Annotated in this window: 16 protein-coding genes; 9 read left to right on the top strand and 7 right to left on the bottom strand. The window is 60.1% G+C overall.

Annotated elements, in window-relative coordinates:
• Positions 1-29 precede the first annotated feature (29 nt).
• The gene (locus ACOQFT_RS14485; protein WP_421598598.1) at positions 30-1,064 is read right to left on the bottom strand and encodes an ACP S-malonyltransferase; all 1,035 of its coding nucleotides are present in this window, start codon (positions 1,062-1,064) and stop codon (positions 30-32) included.
• Complete coding sequence (locus ACOQFT_RS14480; RefSeq protein ID WP_421598597.1) at positions 1,061-3,253, bottom strand: dehydrogenase E1 component subunit alpha/beta; 2,193 nt, start codon at positions 3,251-3,253, stop codon at positions 1,061-1,063. The genes ACOQFT_RS14485 and ACOQFT_RS14480 overlap by 4 nt, the downstream gene beginning before the upstream one ends.
• 160 nt (positions 3,254-3,413) lie before the next feature.
• On the opposite strand from ACOQFT_RS14480, the gene ACOQFT_RS14475 reads away from it, so the two are divergent.
• Positions 3,414-4,313, top strand: a complete 900-nt coding sequence (locus tag ACOQFT_RS14475) for a LysR substrate-binding domain-containing protein (protein WP_421598596.1) — start codon at positions 3,414-3,416, stop codon at positions 4,311-4,313.
• 156 nt (positions 4,314-4,469) lie between these two features.
• On the opposite strand, the gene ACOQFT_RS14470 is transcribed toward ACOQFT_RS14475, so the two are convergent.
• Positions 4,470-5,627 carry an acyl-CoA dehydrogenase family protein gene (locus ACOQFT_RS14470; protein ID WP_421598595.1) on the bottom strand — a complete coding sequence of 386 codons (1,158 nt, stop codon included), beginning with the start codon at positions 5,625-5,627 and terminating at the stop codon, positions 4,470-4,472.
• A gap of 108 nt (positions 5,628-5,735) precedes the next feature.
• On the bottom strand, positions 5,736-6,299 hold the full coding sequence (locus ACOQFT_RS14465; protein WP_421598594.1) for a TetR/AcrR family transcriptional regulator: 564 nt from the start codon (positions 6,297-6,299) through the stop codon (positions 5,736-5,738).
• Between the two features lie 302 nt (positions 6,300-6,601).
• Here ACOQFT_RS14465 and ACOQFT_RS14460 point away from each other — a divergent pair, with 302 nt between their 5' ends.
• The 6 genes from ACOQFT_RS14460 (at position 6,602) to ACOQFT_RS14435 (ending at position 14,519) form a co-directional block, all read left to right on the top strand.
• Entirely contained in the window at positions 6,602-7,222 is a 621-nt protein-coding gene (locus ACOQFT_RS14460; RefSeq protein WP_421598593.1) for a pyridoxamine 5'-phosphate oxidase family protein, read from the top strand.
• Between the two features lie 42 nt (positions 7,223-7,264).
• Positions 7,265-7,426 carry a hypothetical protein gene (locus ACOQFT_RS14455; RefSeq protein ID WP_421598592.1) on the top strand — a complete coding sequence of 54 codons (162 nt, stop codon included), beginning with the start codon at positions 7,265-7,267 and terminating at the stop codon, positions 7,424-7,426.
• 88 nt (positions 7,427-7,514) lie between these two features.
• The gene (locus tag ACOQFT_RS14450) at positions 7,515-9,992 is read left to right on the top strand and encodes a heavy metal translocating P-type ATPase (protein WP_421598591.1); all 2,478 of its coding nucleotides are present in this window, start codon (positions 7,515-7,517) and stop codon (positions 9,990-9,992) included.
• A complete protein-coding gene (gene cueR / locus ACOQFT_RS14445; protein WP_170447593.1) occupies positions 9,989-10,378 on the top strand; it encodes a Cu(I)-responsive transcriptional regulator in 390 nt (129 codons plus the stop codon). Before ACOQFT_RS14450 ends, cueR begins: the two co-directional genes overlap by 4 nt.
• Positions 10,379-10,474: 96 nt before the next feature.
• Positions 10,475-11,347, top strand: a complete 873-nt coding sequence (locus tag ACOQFT_RS14440; RefSeq protein ID WP_421598590.1) for an NAD(P)-dependent oxidoreductase — start codon at positions 10,475-10,477, stop codon at positions 11,345-11,347.
• Between the two features lie 106 nt (positions 11,348-11,453).
• Positions 11,454-14,519, top strand: a complete 3,066-nt coding sequence (locus tag ACOQFT_RS14435; protein ID WP_421598589.1) for an aminotransferase class III-fold pyridoxal phosphate-dependent enzyme — start codon at positions 11,454-11,456, stop codon at positions 14,517-14,519.
• A gap of 52 nt (positions 14,520-14,571) precedes the next feature.
• Here ACOQFT_RS14435 and ACOQFT_RS14430 read toward each other — a convergent pair whose 3' ends face one another.
• Both ACOQFT_RS14430 and hemP read right to left on the bottom strand, forming a co-directional pair.
• On the bottom strand, positions 14,572-15,048 hold the full coding sequence (locus ACOQFT_RS14430; RefSeq protein WP_421598588.1) for a hypothetical protein: 477 nt from the start codon (positions 15,046-15,048) through the stop codon (positions 14,572-14,574).
• The gene (hemP, locus tag ACOQFT_RS14425) at positions 15,045-15,212 is read right to left on the bottom strand and encodes a hemin uptake protein HemP (RefSeq protein ID WP_170332270.1); all 168 of its coding nucleotides are present in this window, start codon (positions 15,210-15,212) and stop codon (positions 15,045-15,047) included. Before hemP ends, ACOQFT_RS14430 begins: the two co-directional genes overlap by 4 nt.
• 223 nt (positions 15,213-15,435) lie before the next feature.
• On the opposite strand from hemP, the gene gph reads away from it, so the two are divergent.
• Positions 15,436-16,110, top strand: a complete 675-nt coding sequence (gene gph / locus ACOQFT_RS14420) for a phosphoglycolate phosphatase (protein ID WP_421598587.1) — start codon at positions 15,436-15,438, stop codon at positions 16,108-16,110.
• Between the two features lie 638 nt (positions 16,111-16,748).
• Positions 16,749-16,988 carry a hypothetical protein gene (locus ACOQFT_RS14415; RefSeq protein WP_421598586.1) on the top strand — a complete coding sequence of 80 codons (240 nt, stop codon included), beginning with the start codon at positions 16,749-16,751 and terminating at the stop codon, positions 16,986-16,988.
• A 522-nt stretch (positions 16,989-17,510) separates the two neighbouring features.
• Here the strand turns inward: ACOQFT_RS14415 and ACOQFT_RS14410 are convergent.
• The gene (locus tag ACOQFT_RS14410; RefSeq protein ID WP_421598585.1) at positions 17,511-17,930 is read right to left on the bottom strand and encodes a hypothetical protein; all 420 of its coding nucleotides are present in this window, start codon (positions 17,928-17,930) and stop codon (positions 17,511-17,513) included.
• Positions 17,931-18,441: the final 511 nt, after the last annotated feature.

The raw sequence follows: 18,441 nt of genomic DNA, 5'->3' as shown, positions 1-18,441 counted from the left end.
TTGAATTTGCGCGGATCATCTGGGTTGGATCAGCCGGTTGCAAGCGCCCTTTGATCGTCGCGGCCCATTGCGATCAGGAAAGGCTGCGCGTCCTGCTGAGCCTGAAAAGCGGCCTTGTCGGACATGCCGTGCCAGTCGGCCAGAACCAGCGATTGCGCCACCGCACCGCCCAGCGTCGCGCCCGGACCGGTCACAATGAACAGGTCAGGTGCAAATTCGCGCGCTGCGGTCTGGATCGCGCGGGTAAAGTCATAGGTCTCGGTCACCTGATGGCCCAGCGTATACTCCCACAGCGCCTGCGTGTCCGTCGCGCCCGGCCACCAGATCTTGCCGCGCCCGTCGATCAGGGGGCGCTCTGGCTGGCCAAACATCTCGGCGCCCAAACGGGCCCGCCCTTCGGCCGCAACGGGGGCTTGCAACGCGGTGTGAAAGGCCGCGTGATTGGGAAGCCGCATCGGGAAACGGTCCTGTATTGTGGGGTGCGCGGCCTCGAACGCCTTGAGGCCCGCCTCATTCCCCGCAAGAACCAGCATCCCGCCCAGATCAATGGACAGCGCCAGATTACACCCGTCAGACGCGTTGATACGTGCCACATCGGCCAGCAAGTCAACTTTTTGGGCGGCATCATTTTCCCAAGTGTCGCCCACAAACGGATAGACCAGTTGCCCACCGATCAATTGGTCCTGCATCAGCGTGCCCATCGTGTTCACCACGCGGAACCCGTCCTGCGGTGACAGGGCGCCCCCTGCGGCCAGTGCGATATACCACCCCATCGAATTGCCGGTGACCGCAACCACCTCGATGCCCTCTGCCACGGCCTGCGCATCCGCCAGCGAGGCTGCATAGATCAGGGGCGAGGCCACATCACCGCGGGAATACTTGCTGACCGTATAGCGGCTTGCACCGTCCAGCGCTGTGACGGCCTCCTGCCCCGCCTCGGCACGGATGGCATCGAAACCGCGAAACAGGTCCATCCGCTGCGCGTGATGGCGGTGCAGGTAGCCCAGTTCGGGTTTGTTATAGGTGCCCCGCCCCGGGCAGATGACGACAGCGGTACGGGTCATGCGCGGCCTCCGGTCAGAGCCAGCGCGGCGGCGACAATACCGTCCTTTGACGGCAGCGGAGCGGCATAGGCCGGGCCGGTGGCGATGAAACAATCCTCGGCCACAACGCGGGCGGTTGGCGTATCGGGGCTTTCCTCGGCAAAGAACGTCATCAGCGCCTCGGACTGGCTGCCGGTGCGGCGGCATTCGTCCACGACCAGAATATGCGTGCAGGGTTTGGTGGCCTCGCGCAGCGCATCGACCGGCAGCGGCGCAAGCCAGCGCATGTCGATGATCCGGGTTTTCACGCCAGCGGCCTCCAATTCGGGCAGGGCCTGCTGAGACAAGTAATGTCCGTTGCCATAGGTCACGATGGCCAGATCGGTGCCGTCCCCTTGCATACCAACCTCGCCCAGCGCGATGCGTTGGTCCGGCGCGGGATAGGTGGTCATCCACCCGCCATCCTGCGCGTCCTGCAGGTCACGCATCGGGTAGAGGGCGATGGGTTCCAGAAACACCACCACGCGCTGCTCTTCCCGCGCCAGCCGCACGCATTCGCGTAGCATCTGCGCCGCGTCCGCCCCGGTGGAGGGGCAGGCAATGATCACACCCGGAATGTCCCGCAACACGGCCAGAGAGTTGTCATTGTGGAAATGCCCGCCGAACCCTTTCTGATAACCCAGCCCCGCAATCCGCAGCACCATCGGGTTGGTGAACTGACCGTTCGAGAAAAACGGCAGCGTCGCGGCCTCGCCCCGGATCTGATCCTCGGCATTGTGCAGATAGGCAAGGAACTGGATTTCGGGGATCGGAATGAAGCCGTTGTGCCCCATGCCGATGGCCAGCCCCAGAATGGATTGTTCGTCCAGCAGAGTGTCAATCACCCGGTCCGGGCCAAACCGTTGCTGAAGTTTCTGGGTCACGCCATAGACGCCGCCCTTGCGGCCCACGTCTTCGCCCATACAGACGATCTCGCCATGTTCCAGCATCAGATCGGTCAGCGCCCAGTTGATCAGGCGGCTCATGGGCTGAGGATCATCCATCGCGCGCATGTCCCCGCCAAAGGCTTTGGACCGAACCTCGGCGCTGGGGCCGTTGGTGGGTTTGCAGGGACGTTTGGGTGGGATCAGGCTGGCCATCACCTCAGGGGCATTGGCCAGATGCGGGCGCGTTGCTGCCTCGGCCGCGATACGATCCGTGCGGGCACAGGTTTCCTCGTAGATTTTCAACGCTTCCGCTGGCGACAACGCACCGGCCTGATCCAGCAGGCGCACACTATGCAGCAAAGGGTCGTTAGCCTCATCGGCTTCGACCTCGGATTTCGACAGGTAGGTAGTCGGCACATCCGCGCCCGCATGGCCGTAGAGGCGCACGGTTTTAAGGTGCAGGAAGGCCGGTTTGCGGCGGGTCCGTACGTATTCGGCGGCCTCATTTGCCACTGCATAGGTTTCATAGATGTCCAGCCCGTTTGCCTGAAAATACCTGATCCCCGGACGATGCTCCATCGACGCCTGTATCCAACCTTTCGGCGTTTTTACCGAAATGCCGATCCCGTTATCCTCGCAGACAAACAACAGAGGCAGCGGTGTTGACTGAACACTCGTCCAACCCGCGGTGTTGATCGCTCCTTGCGCCGTGGAATGGTTGGCTGAAGCATCCCCGAAGGAACACATGGCAATCCCATCCACCGGCAATTCCCGATGTTCAGGGTCATGCCGCCGGGCTGCGCCCAGACTATAGGCCGCGCCCACCGCCTTGGGCAGATGGCTGGCGATGGTTGAGGTCTGCGGCGGGATCATCAGCGCCTTGGAGCCCAGAACCTTGTGCCGCCCGCCCGAGGTCGGGTCCTCTTTCGAGCACGCAAAACTCAGCAGCATGTCCCAGGCGATCTGCTGACCCGGCACCTGCTCGGCCCGAGCAATCTGAAACGCCGCATCGCGATAGTGCAGGAACGCGATATCGGTTGGGCGCAGGGCGTGGGCAACCGCCGCCATCCCCTCATGCCCGGATGAGCCGATCGTATAGAAACCCTGCCCCGCCTTCTGCATCGCGCGACTGGTCCGATCCAGCGCCCGGCTCAGGACCTGAGAGCGGAACAGCGATACCGCGTCAGCGTTGCTAAGACCCGGGCGCGGAGCTGCACCATCGGGGAAGTCACCTTTCGCAACCCGCGTCAGGAAGTTTTCGTGAACGATCTGAGCGCGATCCATGGCCTGTTCCCCGGTCTTCATGTCTTCAGGTGGGCGATTTCATCTTGGATAGCACGTGGTTTCCTGACCGGTCACCCAAAAGAAAAGCCTGTATGTGTATCGGGCTGGCGCCCGGCAAATGCCAGTGATATTCCATTCGAAAGGTATGAGGATTCATCATATGATCGCGCCGCGCCGGTTCCTGCCCTCGATCCCCTCTTTGTTGGCGCTAGAGGCCGTCGACCGCCTTGGCAGCGCCTCGGCCGCAGCCAACGAGCTTTCCCTGACGCAAAGTGCAATCAGCCGTCAGCTCAAGTCGATGGAGGAGCAACTGGGCGTGGACCTGATCCAGCGCAGCCAGATGCGGTTGCACCTGACGCCGGCGGCGAAAGAATACGTGCAGGTCGCGCGCACTGCGCTGAACCAACTGGCGCAGGCATCTCTGAAGCTGAAAGCCAACCCCACCGGAGGGTCGCTGAACCTGTCGATCCTGCCCGCCTTCGGTATGCACTGGCTGGCCCCGCGCCTGCAGGATTTCGCGCGCCGCCACCCGGAGGTCACGGTGAATCTGAATACGCAGCTACGGCCGTTTGACTTTGAGACCGAACATTTCGACGCCGCGATTCACTTTGGCCAGCGCGACTGGGCCGGTGTGAACTACTTGCGCATCATGCGTGAAGACGTATTGCCGGTATGTTCACCCGACCTTCTGCCCGATGACGCCTATAACATCAGCTGGCTGACAGATGCCCCTTTGCTGCACCTCGAGACGCGCCCAGACGCCTGGGAAAGATGGTTCGCCACGCAAGGCCAAGAGACCACCGGCATACGCGGCATGCTGTTCGACCAGTTCTCGACCATGGGGCAGGCAACGATTCACGGGCTGGGCGTGGCATTGCTGCCCAGCTACCTGATCGAGTCCGACTTGGCGGCGGGTCGGTTGGTGCCGGCGTGGCGCGGCCCCGGGGTGAGCCTTGGGGACTTCTATCTTGTCTGGCCGCAATCCCGCGCGGAATCCGAACCGCTCAAATCGTTTCGTACGTGGCTGCAAGCGCAGATTGACCAAGCGAGCGACGTATAAGATCAGGGTCAGAATTTCCTGCGCGACCTTCGGCCTTGCGTCCTGCGGACGGCAGGGGGCCAGGCAGGCGCGGGCTGCGCCCGCGCCTGCCTGGCCCAACGGGAGGAGATGTTTCGCCAGAAACTTCGACGACGGGCGGGAGAAGCCCCGGTTTGGTTAAGTGTCCAATGATCGGGCGATGAGTTCCTTCATGATCTCATTGGTACCGCCATAAATCATCTGAACACGCGCATCCGCGTAGAGACGCGCAATCGGGTATTCCATCATGAACCCGTAACCGCCAAACAGTTGCAGGCATTCGTGCATGACCTCGTTCTGTACTTCCGACCCCCAATATTTCACCATCGAGGCGGTGGCGGCATCCAGCGTTCCCGACTCGAACCGAGCAATGCAGTCATTGACGAAGCTGCGCAGGACCTCGGCCTTTGTCTTGCACTCAGCCAGTTTGAAACGGGTGTTCTGGAAATCCATCACCCGCTGACCAAACGCCTTGCGCTCCTGCGTGTATTTCACCGTTTCAGCGATGGCAAAATCTATCGCGCCCAGAGCCCCGATGCCGATGGTCAGACGCTCCCACGGCAGCTGCTTCATCATCTGATAAAAGCCCTGCCCCTCTTCCGCGCCGAGAAGATTGGTCATCGGCACCTTGACGTCTTCAAAGAACAGCTCGGCCGTGTCATTGGCCTTCATGCCCAGCTTCTTCAGGTTCCGCCCCTTGCGAAAACCCTCTGCCCCTTCGGATTCGACCGCGATCAGCGATACCCCGCTGGAACCTTGCGCCTTGTCGGTCTTGCAGGCCACAAGGATCAGGTCCGCCGACTGGCCGTTGGTGATAAAAATCTTGGATCCGTTCAGCCGATAGGAATTACCATCCTTGTCCGCGGTCGTCCGAATGGATTGCACATCCGAACCTGTTCCGGGTTCGGTCATGGCCAGCGCGGCGACCATCTCGCCCGAGGCCAGACGCGGCAGCCAGTTCCGCTTTTGATCCTCGCTGCCATAGGTGTTGATGTAGTGAACGACAATGGACTGGATCGCATAACCCCAGCCGGAATCCCCGTGCGAGGCCTGCGCATAAAGCGTCACCGCATCAAACCCGACGCCACCGCCGACACCGCCATAGGATTCGGGGATCGCACCTGCCATCAACCCCATTTCCCCGGCCTTGCGCCACATGTCACGATCGACGACCCCGTTCTCGTTCCAACGTTCGAGATTTGGCACCAGCTCATCCGCCATGAACCGATCCGCCATTTCGGCAAACATCTGATGCTCTTCGGTCACCCAACCGGCGGTGGTGGTAAAAAGCGGCATACGAACCCTCCCCTTGCCTCTGTGCTATCAGCCTAGCTTTGGAGGTGTCGCAATCCAATCCGCCCCGAGGCGGTGCAACGCAACGTCGTTTTGATGATCAGGTCCGATTCAGACCAGCGCGTTATCCAGCAGAATCTGCGCCGCCGCCTTGGCATTCTGCGCCGGATTGCAGGATTTTAGAAACACCGCCGCGACAATCGCGCCTTCCTGCAACAACACAATCTGACAGGCCAGATGCTCTGGATTGCGCGCGCCCGCCTGACGGGCCAAATCCGCGAAATAGTCCAACATGATCTGCTTGTGTTTCGCCGATTGTTTGTGGATCGGATGATCGTCTTCCTGATACTCCGCCCCGGCTTTGATGAACATGCAGCCGCGATAGTCGTCTTCACTGAACCACTCGCCCAGCGCATCGAAACTTGCGATCATTTGCCCCGCCGGAGTATCCGACAACTCGCTGACACGGCGCAGGAAATCCCTGCGAAAGCTTTCATCCCGCAGCTGCAGCGCGGCAAGGATCAGATCCTCTTTGGTGCGGAAGTGCTTGTACATCGAGGTTTTGGAGACACCCGTTTCAACCACCAGCTTGTCCATACCGGTGGCGTGAAAGCCATCGCGGTAAAAGACTTGCAGGGCTTTGCGGACCAGTTCTTCTCGTTTGTTCGGGCGCATAGGCGGGCTCCTGAGTGTACAGATCAGTACATAATGGGCGATAGCTAAAATCTCAACCTCCGAGAGAGCCCGGGCGAAATTTCAAAATAAGACTTGCAAAAGTTTACCGATCAGTACACATTAGGCGCACGATGTACCGATCTGTAAACCTTGGAGCGATCAGATGAGACGCCATGCCAGCCTTTTCTCCCCTCAGTACGTCCCCGTTCTTTTGACCCTGGCGCTGATAGCAGCCGCTTTGACGTGATAGACCAGCCCACAGGCCGCCCCGGCAATTGACCGGGACCGTGAGAGGACAAGCCATGCCACGCGCCTTTTCCGAACTGACCTTTACCTCTGCCGTCCGGGCACATCAGGAAAGGATGGGCTCGGCCAAAACCTACGCCAAGTTCATCGAAGGCGGCCCGCAGCAGGGGCATCAGATCGGACCGGCCGAAAAGGCGTTCATCCAAGCGCGTGACGGGTTTTACCAATCCACCGTGTCCGAGACCGGCTGGCCTTATGTTCAATACCGCGGCGGGCCGGTCGGGTTCCTGAAGGTGCTGGACCCGCAAACCATCGGATACGCCGATTTTTCCGGCAATAAACAGTATATCTCGCGCGGGAATCTTGACGGTAATGACCGGATTGCTCTGATCCTGATGGATTATGCCAATCAGCGGCGCCTCAAGATACTGGGCCGGGTCACGTTTACCGAAGGTGAGGCCGCGACGGCCAGCCTGTACCCTGAAGGCGCCGAAGCCGCCGCCGAACGCGCCACGCTCATCCGGGTCGAGGCGCTGGACTGGAACTGCCCGCGCCACATCACCCCGCGTTTTACCGAGGCCGAACTGCGCCCGCATCTGAACGCGCTGGGGCAGCAATTGGCGCAGCTTCAGGCGGAAAACGAAAAACTGAAACAGCAACTGGCCCAACGGTCCTGATCCCCTGACCGGGCAGGTCACACCAGACACAAGGAGCACTCCATGCTGCGATCCGCGTTGAACATTGCCAGCCTTTGTCTGATTGGCGCGCTGCTGTTGGTGACGACCCTGACGCTGGCCTTTTTTGCCTCGCCGCAATCTGTCCGCAGTTCCCCACCTGTGACGTACGATTCCCTGTTGCTGGATCAGCTATTGGACCTCTGAAATATTGCAGAAATCTGTCGTGCCCCCTTGACCTTCCCGTGACTGGAACCCCCATCTGGAGGGAGAAGTTCTCTACAGGATGAGTCGGATGGCTACGCCGCAGACAATTCAGCTGAAAATCTCGGGCATGGGATGCGCGTCTTGCGTGGGGCGGGTGGAAACCGCGCTGCGCGACGAGACGGGGGTGTCGGAGGCCTCGGTCAATTTTGCAACCGAAACCGCGCAGGTTACATATGACGGCCAGATCGGCGCGCTGACCGAAGCGCTGAACCGCGCCGGTTACCCGGCAACGACACGGGAAACGACGCTGAAGATTGGCGGCATGAACTGTGCCTCCTGCGTGTCCCGGATCGAGCGCGCTCTGACTGCCGATCCCGCCGTGGTCGAGGCGCAGGTCAATCTGGCCACGGAAAGCGCCACGGTCACCTATGTTGACGGCGCAACCGATCCGCAGGCGCTGGCAAGACTTTCCGAGGATGCGGGGTACCCAGCCCGTGTGGCCAATAGCGCCGACACACCGACCGATCAGGCAAAAACCGAAGAAGCGCACGGGCAGACCCGCGCCACGATAATTGCCGCCATTCTGGCGCTGCCCGTTTTCGTCCTCGAGATGGGCGGCCACATGATCCCGGCCTTCCACCATTGGGTACACGCCACTATCGGCACTCAGACCAGTCACCTCATTCAGTTCACGCTGACCTCGGTGCTGTTGCTGGGGCCGGGGCGGGTGTTCTATGCGAAAGGCATCCCCTCGCTGCTGCGCGGATCGCCGGACATGAACGCGCTTGTGGCTTTGGGCACAGGCGCGGCCTATCTGTTCTCGGTCACTGCTACCTTTGCGCCGCAGATCCTGCCGCAGGGCAGCGCCAATGTGTATTTCGAGGCCGCCTCGGTCATCGTGGTCCTGATTCTGCTGGGCCGGGTGATGGAGGCACGCGCCAAAGGCCGAACAGGCGCCGCGATACGCAAACTGGTGGGCCTGCAGCCGAAAACCGCACGGGTCGAGATGGACGGCACGTACGTCGACCGCCCGATCGCCGAGATCATGGTGGGGGATATCCTGCAAATCCGCCCCGGTGAGCGGATCCCGGTGGATGGAGACGTGCTGGACGGAACCTCTTACGTTGATGAAAGCATGATCACCGGCGAGCCCGTGCCTGTTGGCAAATCCCCCGCTGATCAGGTTGTGGGTGGCACGGTCAATGGCACCGGTGCGCTGCGCGTTCGTGCCACGCGGGTTGGGGCAGACACCGTTCTGGCGCAGGTCATCCACATGGTCGAACAGGCGCAAGGGGCCAAGCTGCCGATTCAGGGGCTGGTCGACCGGGTCACCGCCTGGTTTGTGCCGGCGGTCATTGCCGTGGCCCTGCTGACCATCGCGGTCTGGCTGATCTTTGGCCCTGCGCCCGCCTTGCCGATGGCGTTGGTCACCGGTGTGTCGGTCCTGATCATCGCCTGCCCCTGCGCCATGGGTCTGGCGACGCCGACCTCGATCATGGTGGGCACCGGACGCGCGGCAGAGCTGGGCGTGCTGTTCCGCAAGGGAGACGCGTTGCAGCAGTTGCAGCAGGCCAAGGTGATCGCGCTGGACAAGACCGGGACGCTGACTTTGGGGCGCCCCGAACTGGAGAACGTAACCGCGGTAAACGGCTTTGACCGCGACACCGTTCTGCGTCTGGCCGCTGCGGTCGAGGCACAGTCCGAGCACCCGATTGCCACAGCAATCACCCGCGCAGGACCGTCGGACCTGCCCTCACCGTCAGAGTTCCAGTCCCTGACCGGGCTGGGCGTTCAGGCAACGGTCGAAGGGCGTGACGTGCTGATCGGCTCGCCCCGTCTGATGGCGCAGCATAGCGTCGATCTGGCTGACCTGACCGCCGAGGCCGACCAGCGCGCCAGCGAAGGGGCCACGCCGCTGTTCGTCGCCATCGACGGCCAGGCTGCGGCGCTGCTTGCGGTCTCGGACCCGATCAAGCCCGGCACAAGGCAAGCGTTGCAGCGGCTGCACGCGATGGGCCTGACACTGGCGATGGTGACCGGAGACAACGCCCGCACGGCGCAGGCTCTGGCCGACAGGCTGGGCATTGACCACGTCACGGCCGAGGTCCTGCCGGATGGCAAGCTGGCCGCAATCACCGCGTTGCGCGAACGGTTCGGCACGCTGGCCTTTGTCGGGGATGGGATCAACGACGCCCCGGCGCTGGCAGCGGCGGATATCGGCGTGGCCATCGGCACTGGCACCGACGTGGCCATTGAAACCGCAGATGTGGTGTTGATGTCCGGCGATTTGCGCGGTGTTGCCAATGCGGTTGAGATCAGCCGCCGCACCATGCGCAACATCCGCCAGAACCTCGGCTGGGCTTTTGGCTATAACATCCTGCTGATCCCGGTGGCCGCCGGGGCGCTATATCCGTTCAGCGGGCATCTTCTGTCCCCGGCCCTCGCCGCCGGGGCGATGGCCTTGTCCAGCGTCTTTGTGGTGTCGAACGCGCTGCGCCTGCGCCGCGTCCGCGCCAGCCTGTCCGAGGCACCGCACGACCACAAAACGCAAGAGGTCACACCATGAATATCGGAGACGTCGCAACCCAGACCGGCCTGCCCGCCAAGACGATCCGGTATTACGAGGATATCGGCCTGATCAAACCGATGCGCGACGATAACGGCTATCGCCGGTTTCGCGCGCAGGATGTGCACAAGCTGAACTTTCTGGGCCGTGCCCGCGCCCTGGGCTTCACGATCGAGGATTGCCGTACCCTCATGGCTCTGTACGAGGATGAAACCCGCGCCAGCGCCGATGTCAAAAAGGTCGCGCGGGCCCATCTGGCGCAGATCGAGGCCAAGATTGCCGACCTCAACGCGATGCGCGACACGCTGGGTCATCTGGTCGATGCCTGCGCCGGGGATGACCGCCCCGATTGCCCGATCCTGCAGGATTTGGGCGGCAAGCCCTGACGCGGGGTTGCTCTTTGGGCGCAGCTTTGCTTTGTCTCTGCGCAACACTCCGGCCTGCTGCGTGAAACAGGACCGGACAGCAGAGAGGATCACCAAATGGCAAAAGTTGCGTTTCTGGGCCTGGGCGTCATGGGCTATCCAATGGCGGGCCACCTGCAGGCGGCGGGTCATGAGGTGACCGTGTACAATCGCACCGCGGCGAAGGCCGAGGCCTGGGTGGCCCAGCACGGTGGCGCCATGGCGACCACCCCGAAAGAGGCCGCACAGGGCGCGGAATTCGTGATGGCCTGCGTCGGCAATGATGACGACTTGCGGAACGTCTGCACCGGCGCAGAAGGCGCGTTCCACGGAATGGCTGAGGGTACGACTTTCGTTGACCACACCACCGTTTCGGCCAAGGTAACGCGCGAACTTTATGCCGCCGGACAGGCTCAGGGCGTCGCCTTCGTAGACGCCCCGATATCGGGCGGTCAGGCGGGGGCCGAGAATGGCGTGCTGTCGATCATGTGTGGTGGCGATCAGGCCGCCTATGATGCGGCCGAGCCAATCATGCAGGTATACTCCAAAATCTGCCGTCGGATCGGCGACAGCGGCGCGGGCCAGATGACCAAGATGTGCAACCAGATCGCCATTGCCGGCCTGGTTCAGGGTCTGAGCGAAGCGCTGCATTTTGCCGAGAAAGCCGGGTTGGACGGGCGCTCGGTCGTTGAGGTGATCAGCCAGGGTGCGGCCGGCAGCTGGCAGATGGCGAACCGCTATGAGACCATGCTGGACGATCATTTCGATCATGGTTTCGCAGTCGACTGGATGCGCAAGGATCTGGGGATCTGCCTTGAGACAGCCAACGAGACCGGGGCGTCTCTGCCGGTGACTGCACTGGTCGATCAGTTTTACAAGGATGTGCAGAAGCTGGGTGGCAACCGGTGGGATACATCCTCGTTGATCAAGCGCTTGCGCGCTTTGGGCTGAGGGTTAGGGGGCTGTCTGCCCCCTCTTGGCCCTTTTGGCCAATTCACCCCCGAGGATATTTTTAGCCAGATGAAGAGACCCCGACAATGAAGGGACTGGAAATCGTATGAGCGGCATGACGGAATTTTGGGCGGATGCCCTGCGCACGCATTGGGGGCTGGACGCCAAATTGGAGCGTTTGGACGGCGAATACGACCTGAACTTTATGGTGCGGACGACGAACGGTCGGGATTACGTACTGAAGGTCATGCGCGCGGGATGCGAGGCCGAGTTCGTGGACCTGCAGATTAAGGCGCTGGCGCATATCGCAAGCGAGGCACCCGGCCTGCCGTTCCCGCAGGTGTTCCCGGACCTGAACGGGGCCTTGCTGCCCGAAATTGCCGATCAGCAGGCAGAGATGCGGCTGGCCTGGTTACTCGAATGCCTGCCGGGGCAGTGTTATGCCAAAACAGCGCCCAAATCCGAGGAGTTGATCCTGAAATTGGGTCGCGTTTTGGGGGCGACGGACAAGGCGTTGGAGCGGTTTTCGCATGGCGGGTTGCACCGGACGGATTTCAAATGGAACCTGACGCAAGCGGATTGGATCGCCGATCAGTTGGATGTGGTTGCCGATCCCACGCGCCGCGCGCTGTTAACCGGTATTAGCGAAGAATTCGTCGCGATTTCCGGGCAATTGTCAGGTCTGAACAAGCAGGCCATTCATAACGATGCCAACGACTATAACATTTTGGTCGAGGGCGAGTTGGGGCAACGCCAGAGCGTCTCGGGCCTGATCGATCTGGGCGACATGTGCGCGGCGCCACGTATTTGCGATCTGGCGATTGCAGGCGCTTATATTGTTCTGGACCACCCCAAACCCGAGCGCGCTTTGGCGGCGCTGGTACGCGGGTATCACGCAGCCAACCGGCTGCGCGCGGATGAGGTCGAACTGATCTGGCCGTTGCTGCGGATGCGATTGGCGGTATCCGTCGTGAACTCGACCCTGATGGCGGCGGAAAATCCGGATGATCCTTACGTGACCATCAGTCAAGCCCCGGCCTGGCGGTTCCTTGAGAATACGGGCGTGAATGGTGGCTTGATGTCGGCCCGGCTGCGCGCCGCCTGTGGCCTGCCTGTCACCGACGGGGCCGAGCGCATTTCCGCCTACCTGTCCGAGCATCGCGGCCAGTTCGCCCAGATGTTCGAGCAGGACCTGAGCGATGTGCCCATGGGCTCGCTGTCCGTCGAAAATTCAACCTGGCCGCAGAACCCGTTCCACATGCCGCTGGAGGAAGCCGCCCGCGTTGGCGAGGAATTCGGTGAGGGGCTGTGGCTGGGCTATTACAACGAACCCCGCCTGATCTATGCCGAACCCGGATTCCGCAAGGGGCCGTGGAAGGCCTCGGACCGGCGCACGGTGCATCTGGCGGTGGATGTGTTTGCGCCTGCGGGCACCGTTCTGCACGCGCCTATGAGCGGCCGCGTTGAGGCGGTCGAAAACCGGGACACGCATCTGGACTATGGCGGCGTGGTGATCCTGCATCACGAAACGCCCGAGGGTGACCCGTTCTATACGCTCTACGGTCATCTCGACCCCGAGGTCTGTGACCGCCTGAAACCGGGCGATCCGGTCGCACAGGGCGCAGCCTTTGCGCGGCTGGGCGATGCCAGCCAGAACGGCGGCTGGGCGCCGCATGTGCATTTCCAACTGGCCCTGACCACGGATGGCATGCAAAACGACTGGCCCGGTGTTGGCGACCCGGACGAGATGGAGCTGTGGCACGCCATCTGCCCCAACCCGGCGGCGTTGCTGAACTTGCCGGATGAGAAAGTGTTCTATCGCCCCACGGACAAGCAGGCGATCCTGCAGGGGCGGCACGATCATTTCGGCGGCAATCTCAGCCTGACCTATGACGATCCGGTGATGCTGGTACGCGGATGGAGGCACCACCTGTTCGACGAATGGGGGCGGCCGTATTTGGATGCCTATAACAACGTGCCCCACGTCGGCCACGCGCATCCACGCGTTCAGGCGGTGGCGGCGGATCAACTGAAGCGGATGAACTCGAACACCCGCTATCTACATCCGGCCCAGACCGCCTTTGCTGACAAGGTACTGTCGAAACTGCCCGAACATTTCGAGGTCTGCTTCTTCGTCAATTCCGGCACCGAGGCCAATGAACTTGCCCTGCGGCTGGCCCGCGCCCATACCGGGGCCAAGGGGATCGTGACACCGGATCACGGCTATCACGGCAATACCAACGCGGCCGTTGCGATCTCGGCCTACAAGTTCAACAAGCCGGGCGGGATCGGTCAGGCAGAGTGGGTGGAACTGGTTGAAGTCGCCGACGACTACCGCGGATCATTCAAACGCGACGATCCGGAGCGTGCTCAGAAATACGCTGACTTGGTCGATCCGGCGATTGCTGCTCTGCAGGACAAGGGGCAAGGCGTGGCCGGCTTCATCGCTGAAACCTTCCCCTCGGTCGGCGGTCAGATCATTCCGCCCAAGGGCTACCTGCCCGCCGTTTATGAGAAAATCCGCGCTGCGGGCGGTGTCTGCATCGCCGACGAAGTGCAGACCGGGCTGGGTCGTCTGGGTGAATATTACTTTGGCTTCGAACATCAGGGCGCGCTGCCCGACATCGTCGTCATGGGCAAACCCATCGGCAACGGCCACCCGCTGGGCGTGCTGGTGACAACCCGGGAAATCGCCCGCAGCTTTGACAACGGGATCGAGTTCTTCTCGACCTTCGGCGGTTCGACCCTGTCTTGTCGGATCGGCAAAGAGGTGTTGGACATCGTCGATGACGAGGGCCTGCAGGACAATGCCCGCGATATGGGCGCGCGGCTGATGAATGGTCTGCGCCAGATCGAGGCTGACTTCGGCTGCGTCGGTGATGTGCGCGGCATGGGCCTGTTTCTGGGGGTCGAACTGATCAACCCCGACGGGTCCGAGGGCACCGAGATCTGCAAATACGTCAAGAACCGGATGCGCGATCACCGCATCCTGATCGGCAGCGAAGGGCCGAAGGACAACATCCTGAAAATCCGCCCGCCTCTGACCATCGAGATCGAGGACGTGGACATGATCCTATGGGCGCTGCGGGATGTTCTGGCCGAGGTCGGCGATTACGCCCCTGCCCCGACCTGCGACCACGATCATCACCACGCAGGATGCGGGTGCTGCTGAAAAGAATAAACCCCGGCGCGAGGGCGGCCGGGGTTTTACGCTTGCCTGCTACTTAGTGCAGCACGGCCGCGGGGGATTGATGCCCGGTTGTAGGCATTGGAACGGAGGCTGTCATGCGGCGCAACGTCAGTCCGAACTCTTCGGACAACGAGGCCAATGCGGGCGCAAAATCCGACCGCACGATCAGCGCGGCCATCATCATTGCATCTTCGCGGTCCCCTTCTGAGGCCGCGGCGATCATTTGCGCGAAACAGTTCTCATCCGCGCCCAGACATGAACAACCCAACCCATGACGGATCAGGGGGCGACGCCCGTGGTGCGCGCATAACGAACATAACTGGTCCAGCGTCATCATCGCAGCGCGTCCGCTCGCAGTACCCAGCGCAATTTCGAAGTCACTGGCGGCGTCCGATCGACCCTGTGCACCGTCCCCCCAAAGCCGCAGATACATCACGGCGCCAGCTGCGACAGGGCTCAGGTCGGCAAGGCGGCCAACGGCCGCCCCGCCCCGAGGGGAAGGCGCGCTCATTTCGTCAGGATCAGCTTGCCGGCGCGGGTGATGCGCAGGGTATACAATTGGTCGCCCAGCTCGATATGAGCAAGGTTTCCACCCTTGGTCAGGTCTTCGGCCTTGTGGGCGGGCAGCATGGATACGGCGTAGGATTGGCTGGGATTCGGGTTCTGCATATTCATCAGGACAACTCCAAGTGGTCTCAGGCGAAATGCCTTGATCTGTTCGCGTTTTTCTTGATCTGGCTGACCCGAAATGGGGTTGGCTGCTCACTCCTCGGTTAATCTGATTAATTTAGTCAGGTAAGTCAAGCCTGTTCTGACGAAATCTCCAAACCTAAGTGATTGCGTCGAAAAATCAGGCAAGATAGGTCTTGTGCAAAACTTCAATCAGACAGGGCTGCCAATGAGCGCGACAATCATGTTCGATCTGGACGGGACGCTGGTCGACAGCCTTGCGGACCTTGCGGCAGCGACCAACAGAATGTTGCAGGACAACGCTGTCGCGCCCCTTCCACAGAAGCAAATCCAACAGTTCGTGGGCAACGGCCTGCCCAAACTGGTCGAGCGCGTGATTCTGCATTGCGACCTGTCGATGGACCGTCATGCAGACCTGACCCGACAAACCCTGACGCACTACAATGCAGCAGCTAGTGACAAAACCGTCGTTTACCCGGGCGTGATGCAGGCGCTGGAGCAGTTGCGCGAGATGGGCTGCGTGTTGGGTGTCTGCACCAACAAACCCGAGGCCCCGGCACGTCACGTGCTGGAAGCCATGAACCTGGCGCATCATTTCGATGCCGTTCTGGGTGGCGACAGCTTGCACACCCGTAAACCGGATCCAGCGCACCTTGAGGCCAGTTTTGCTGCCGTCACCTCCGCTGGTCCGCAACTGTTTGTGGGCGACAGCGAGGTCGACGCGGAAACGGCCCATCGTGCCCAAGTGCCGTTTCTGCTGTTCACCGAAGGCTATCGCAAATCACCGGTCGCCGAAATTCCGCACACCGCCAGCTATAGCGAGTCGTCAAAGCTTCCGTCTCATGTCACACATGTACTTCAGTCGCTGGGGGAAACTGCCTGACAGCAATTCCAGGGGGATCGGAACGGTTCGAAGCCGTTTGCTGAGGGGCCGGCCGAGGGGGTATGTAGCCAGCCCCTCACAGGGGAAAAGTGGTATCGTTCGAAGTGATCCGATCAATGAGTTACAGTTAACGAATTGCTCCATGTCCCGGTATTGGGGGTTTCCCGTAGCTCATGGAAGACGCTTGAATTTACAGAATTTTTTTCTGCTTTTTTCACCCCGAACCCGGTTTGGAATTGTCATTTCTTAAAGACGGCCTCCATGACAAAGGAAATGGCGCGCCAAACACCACTCCGCCTTTGTTCCCACAAGGGTTGCCCCTGACAAATCCCTGCCGCGCCGATTCCCTATTTTCCTGAGCACCGGGAACAGCTTGAAGACCTCATCCGGTTCCGCCGGGTGGGCCAAAAGCAGGGGTGGGATGCGGTCAATCGCTGCGGGTGCGAAACTGAAAGTTAACAAGATCTCAAAGCAGATTTTCATCCGACGCGGTAGTTATGCCGAGGTGGCCTTGCAATCAGAGCGGGAGGATTGCAAGTTCGTCGACATATTTCGCCTAAATGTTGGCGGAGGAATTCCTAATTTATTTAGGCAGATTTAGTGAGCACTGGCTGCTCGCAACAAGGAAAACGCAATACATGCCACGGACTACTCACCACACAATCCAAGGTTTCTTGTACCAGTTTTTAAAGACGTTGAAAGAAATCTTAGCAGCAGACAACGATCAGACGATTACTGTTGAAGGTATTGTCAAGGACATAGAAGTTGTATCGCCAAGTACGACAATGGCAACCTTGGCGCGAATTTACTTTTGGGGATGTGATAAGACGCTGGCGGAAAGAATGATACGCCTGGTGGTAGGTTGCGCGCGCGTCTGAACTTGACGAACAATCCACTTTGCTGACCCGACGGATATCCGCTTTCAGGATACTATAACGCAGCGACTGGCGCTGTTACCAAGGATCGGACTGGGCCGGACAATGAGCACTAACACCAAAGCAGTAGATCCAGCATCCTATTCGAGGAAGCATTCAAACTCTTCGAGGAGGGTCTGCATTGCATTTTCAGTTCCAGTTTGCGTTCTTACCCTTTCTTCCAACTGGTCAATCAACAATACCTGCTGAGTTATTTCATCCGCAACTATCTGAGATTGGCATTTAACTCAGACAACTCTTCATCCGCACCAAATGCGCGATAGGTGTTGCTCCAGCTACCATCCCTCCACATCCAGTTGGAATGAGGCCCTGGATCGCCGGCGGCTTGCAACAACCAATCAGCCACAGCGCGAGCTTCACCGGGATATCGAGGCAGTGCGTCAAAAACCCGGTAATCTATTGGTTCGTAACCGAATTCCATGAATACGAGACGTTTTTCACGGGCAGCGCGGGAAGTATCCGGAATCACTTCTTTGCTGCGAGTGCAGTTTTGAAATCGTTGACGAGCTGAGGTCGATCACGCGCCACATTTATGAATGTCTTATCAGTAATTGGCTGGAAAATTTCGAAACGCTCATCGAAGTCAGAAGCAACGGATGACAGTGCGTGCGCATAGGCTCTCATTTCATCAGCGAAGTCTTGCTCCTGTAAGAAACCTTCGACCCGAGATTTTTTCGAAGAATTCGCAGATTGATCACTTCTAAGCTGTTTGAGCTTTTGTTGGGCAGCGTTTAGCGAAACCCTTGCGGAGCCTTTGTCTTGCTCTGCGAAAGTCAACTGCGCCATAATTGGTTTGCAATCAGGTGGCGGGGGAAACAAAATCGGCTTGAGGGCCACCGCACTAAGGCATAATCCCAGACCTCCAATTACAAGATCCCACCTCATTTACAAAAAACCTTCAATCTCCAATGCTCGTCATTGATATCGACCCTTTGTGGGAAAGTACATTTAGTTGAAGTCTGCTTCGATGTTTCCAGCGAAACCATCTGCAGTTAAGCGGGCTGCTGCTGTATTCCATGGCGATCTCGAAAGGCAGGTGTGAGCCGAAAGGACATAATTATGAGTTTCCGTATTGGCGCGTAGCGCCAATATAGACGTTGCATGCACATGCTGGAAGACGCCAAATAGGGGGTCAGATGCAACGCTTACGGTGACACGGCTTGCTAACAACCCTTAGGTCATCGCGGTGCCGTTCGCGGTCACTATGCCGCCTACCTAGAGAAGTCATGGGGTCGTATGCGAGCCTGCAGAGGTTTGATCGTTTATCGAACGGATCGGTGGCCTGTTTGAGGATCGGATGTTTTTTTTGTGATATTGGTTGCGGGGAGAGGATTTGAACCTCTGACCTTGGGGTTATGAGCCTGATGAGGTGAAGACGTTAAGCAATTGATCCGGG

The sequence above is a fragment of the Ruegeria sp. MALMAid1280 genome (assembly GCF_049195285.1).
Taxonomy (GTDB): Bacteria; Pseudomonadota; Alphaproteobacteria; order Rhodobacterales; family Rhodobacteraceae; genus Ruegeria.
Note: the sequence above shows the minus strand (reverse complement) of the source record. Positions and strands in the feature narration are given on the sequence as shown.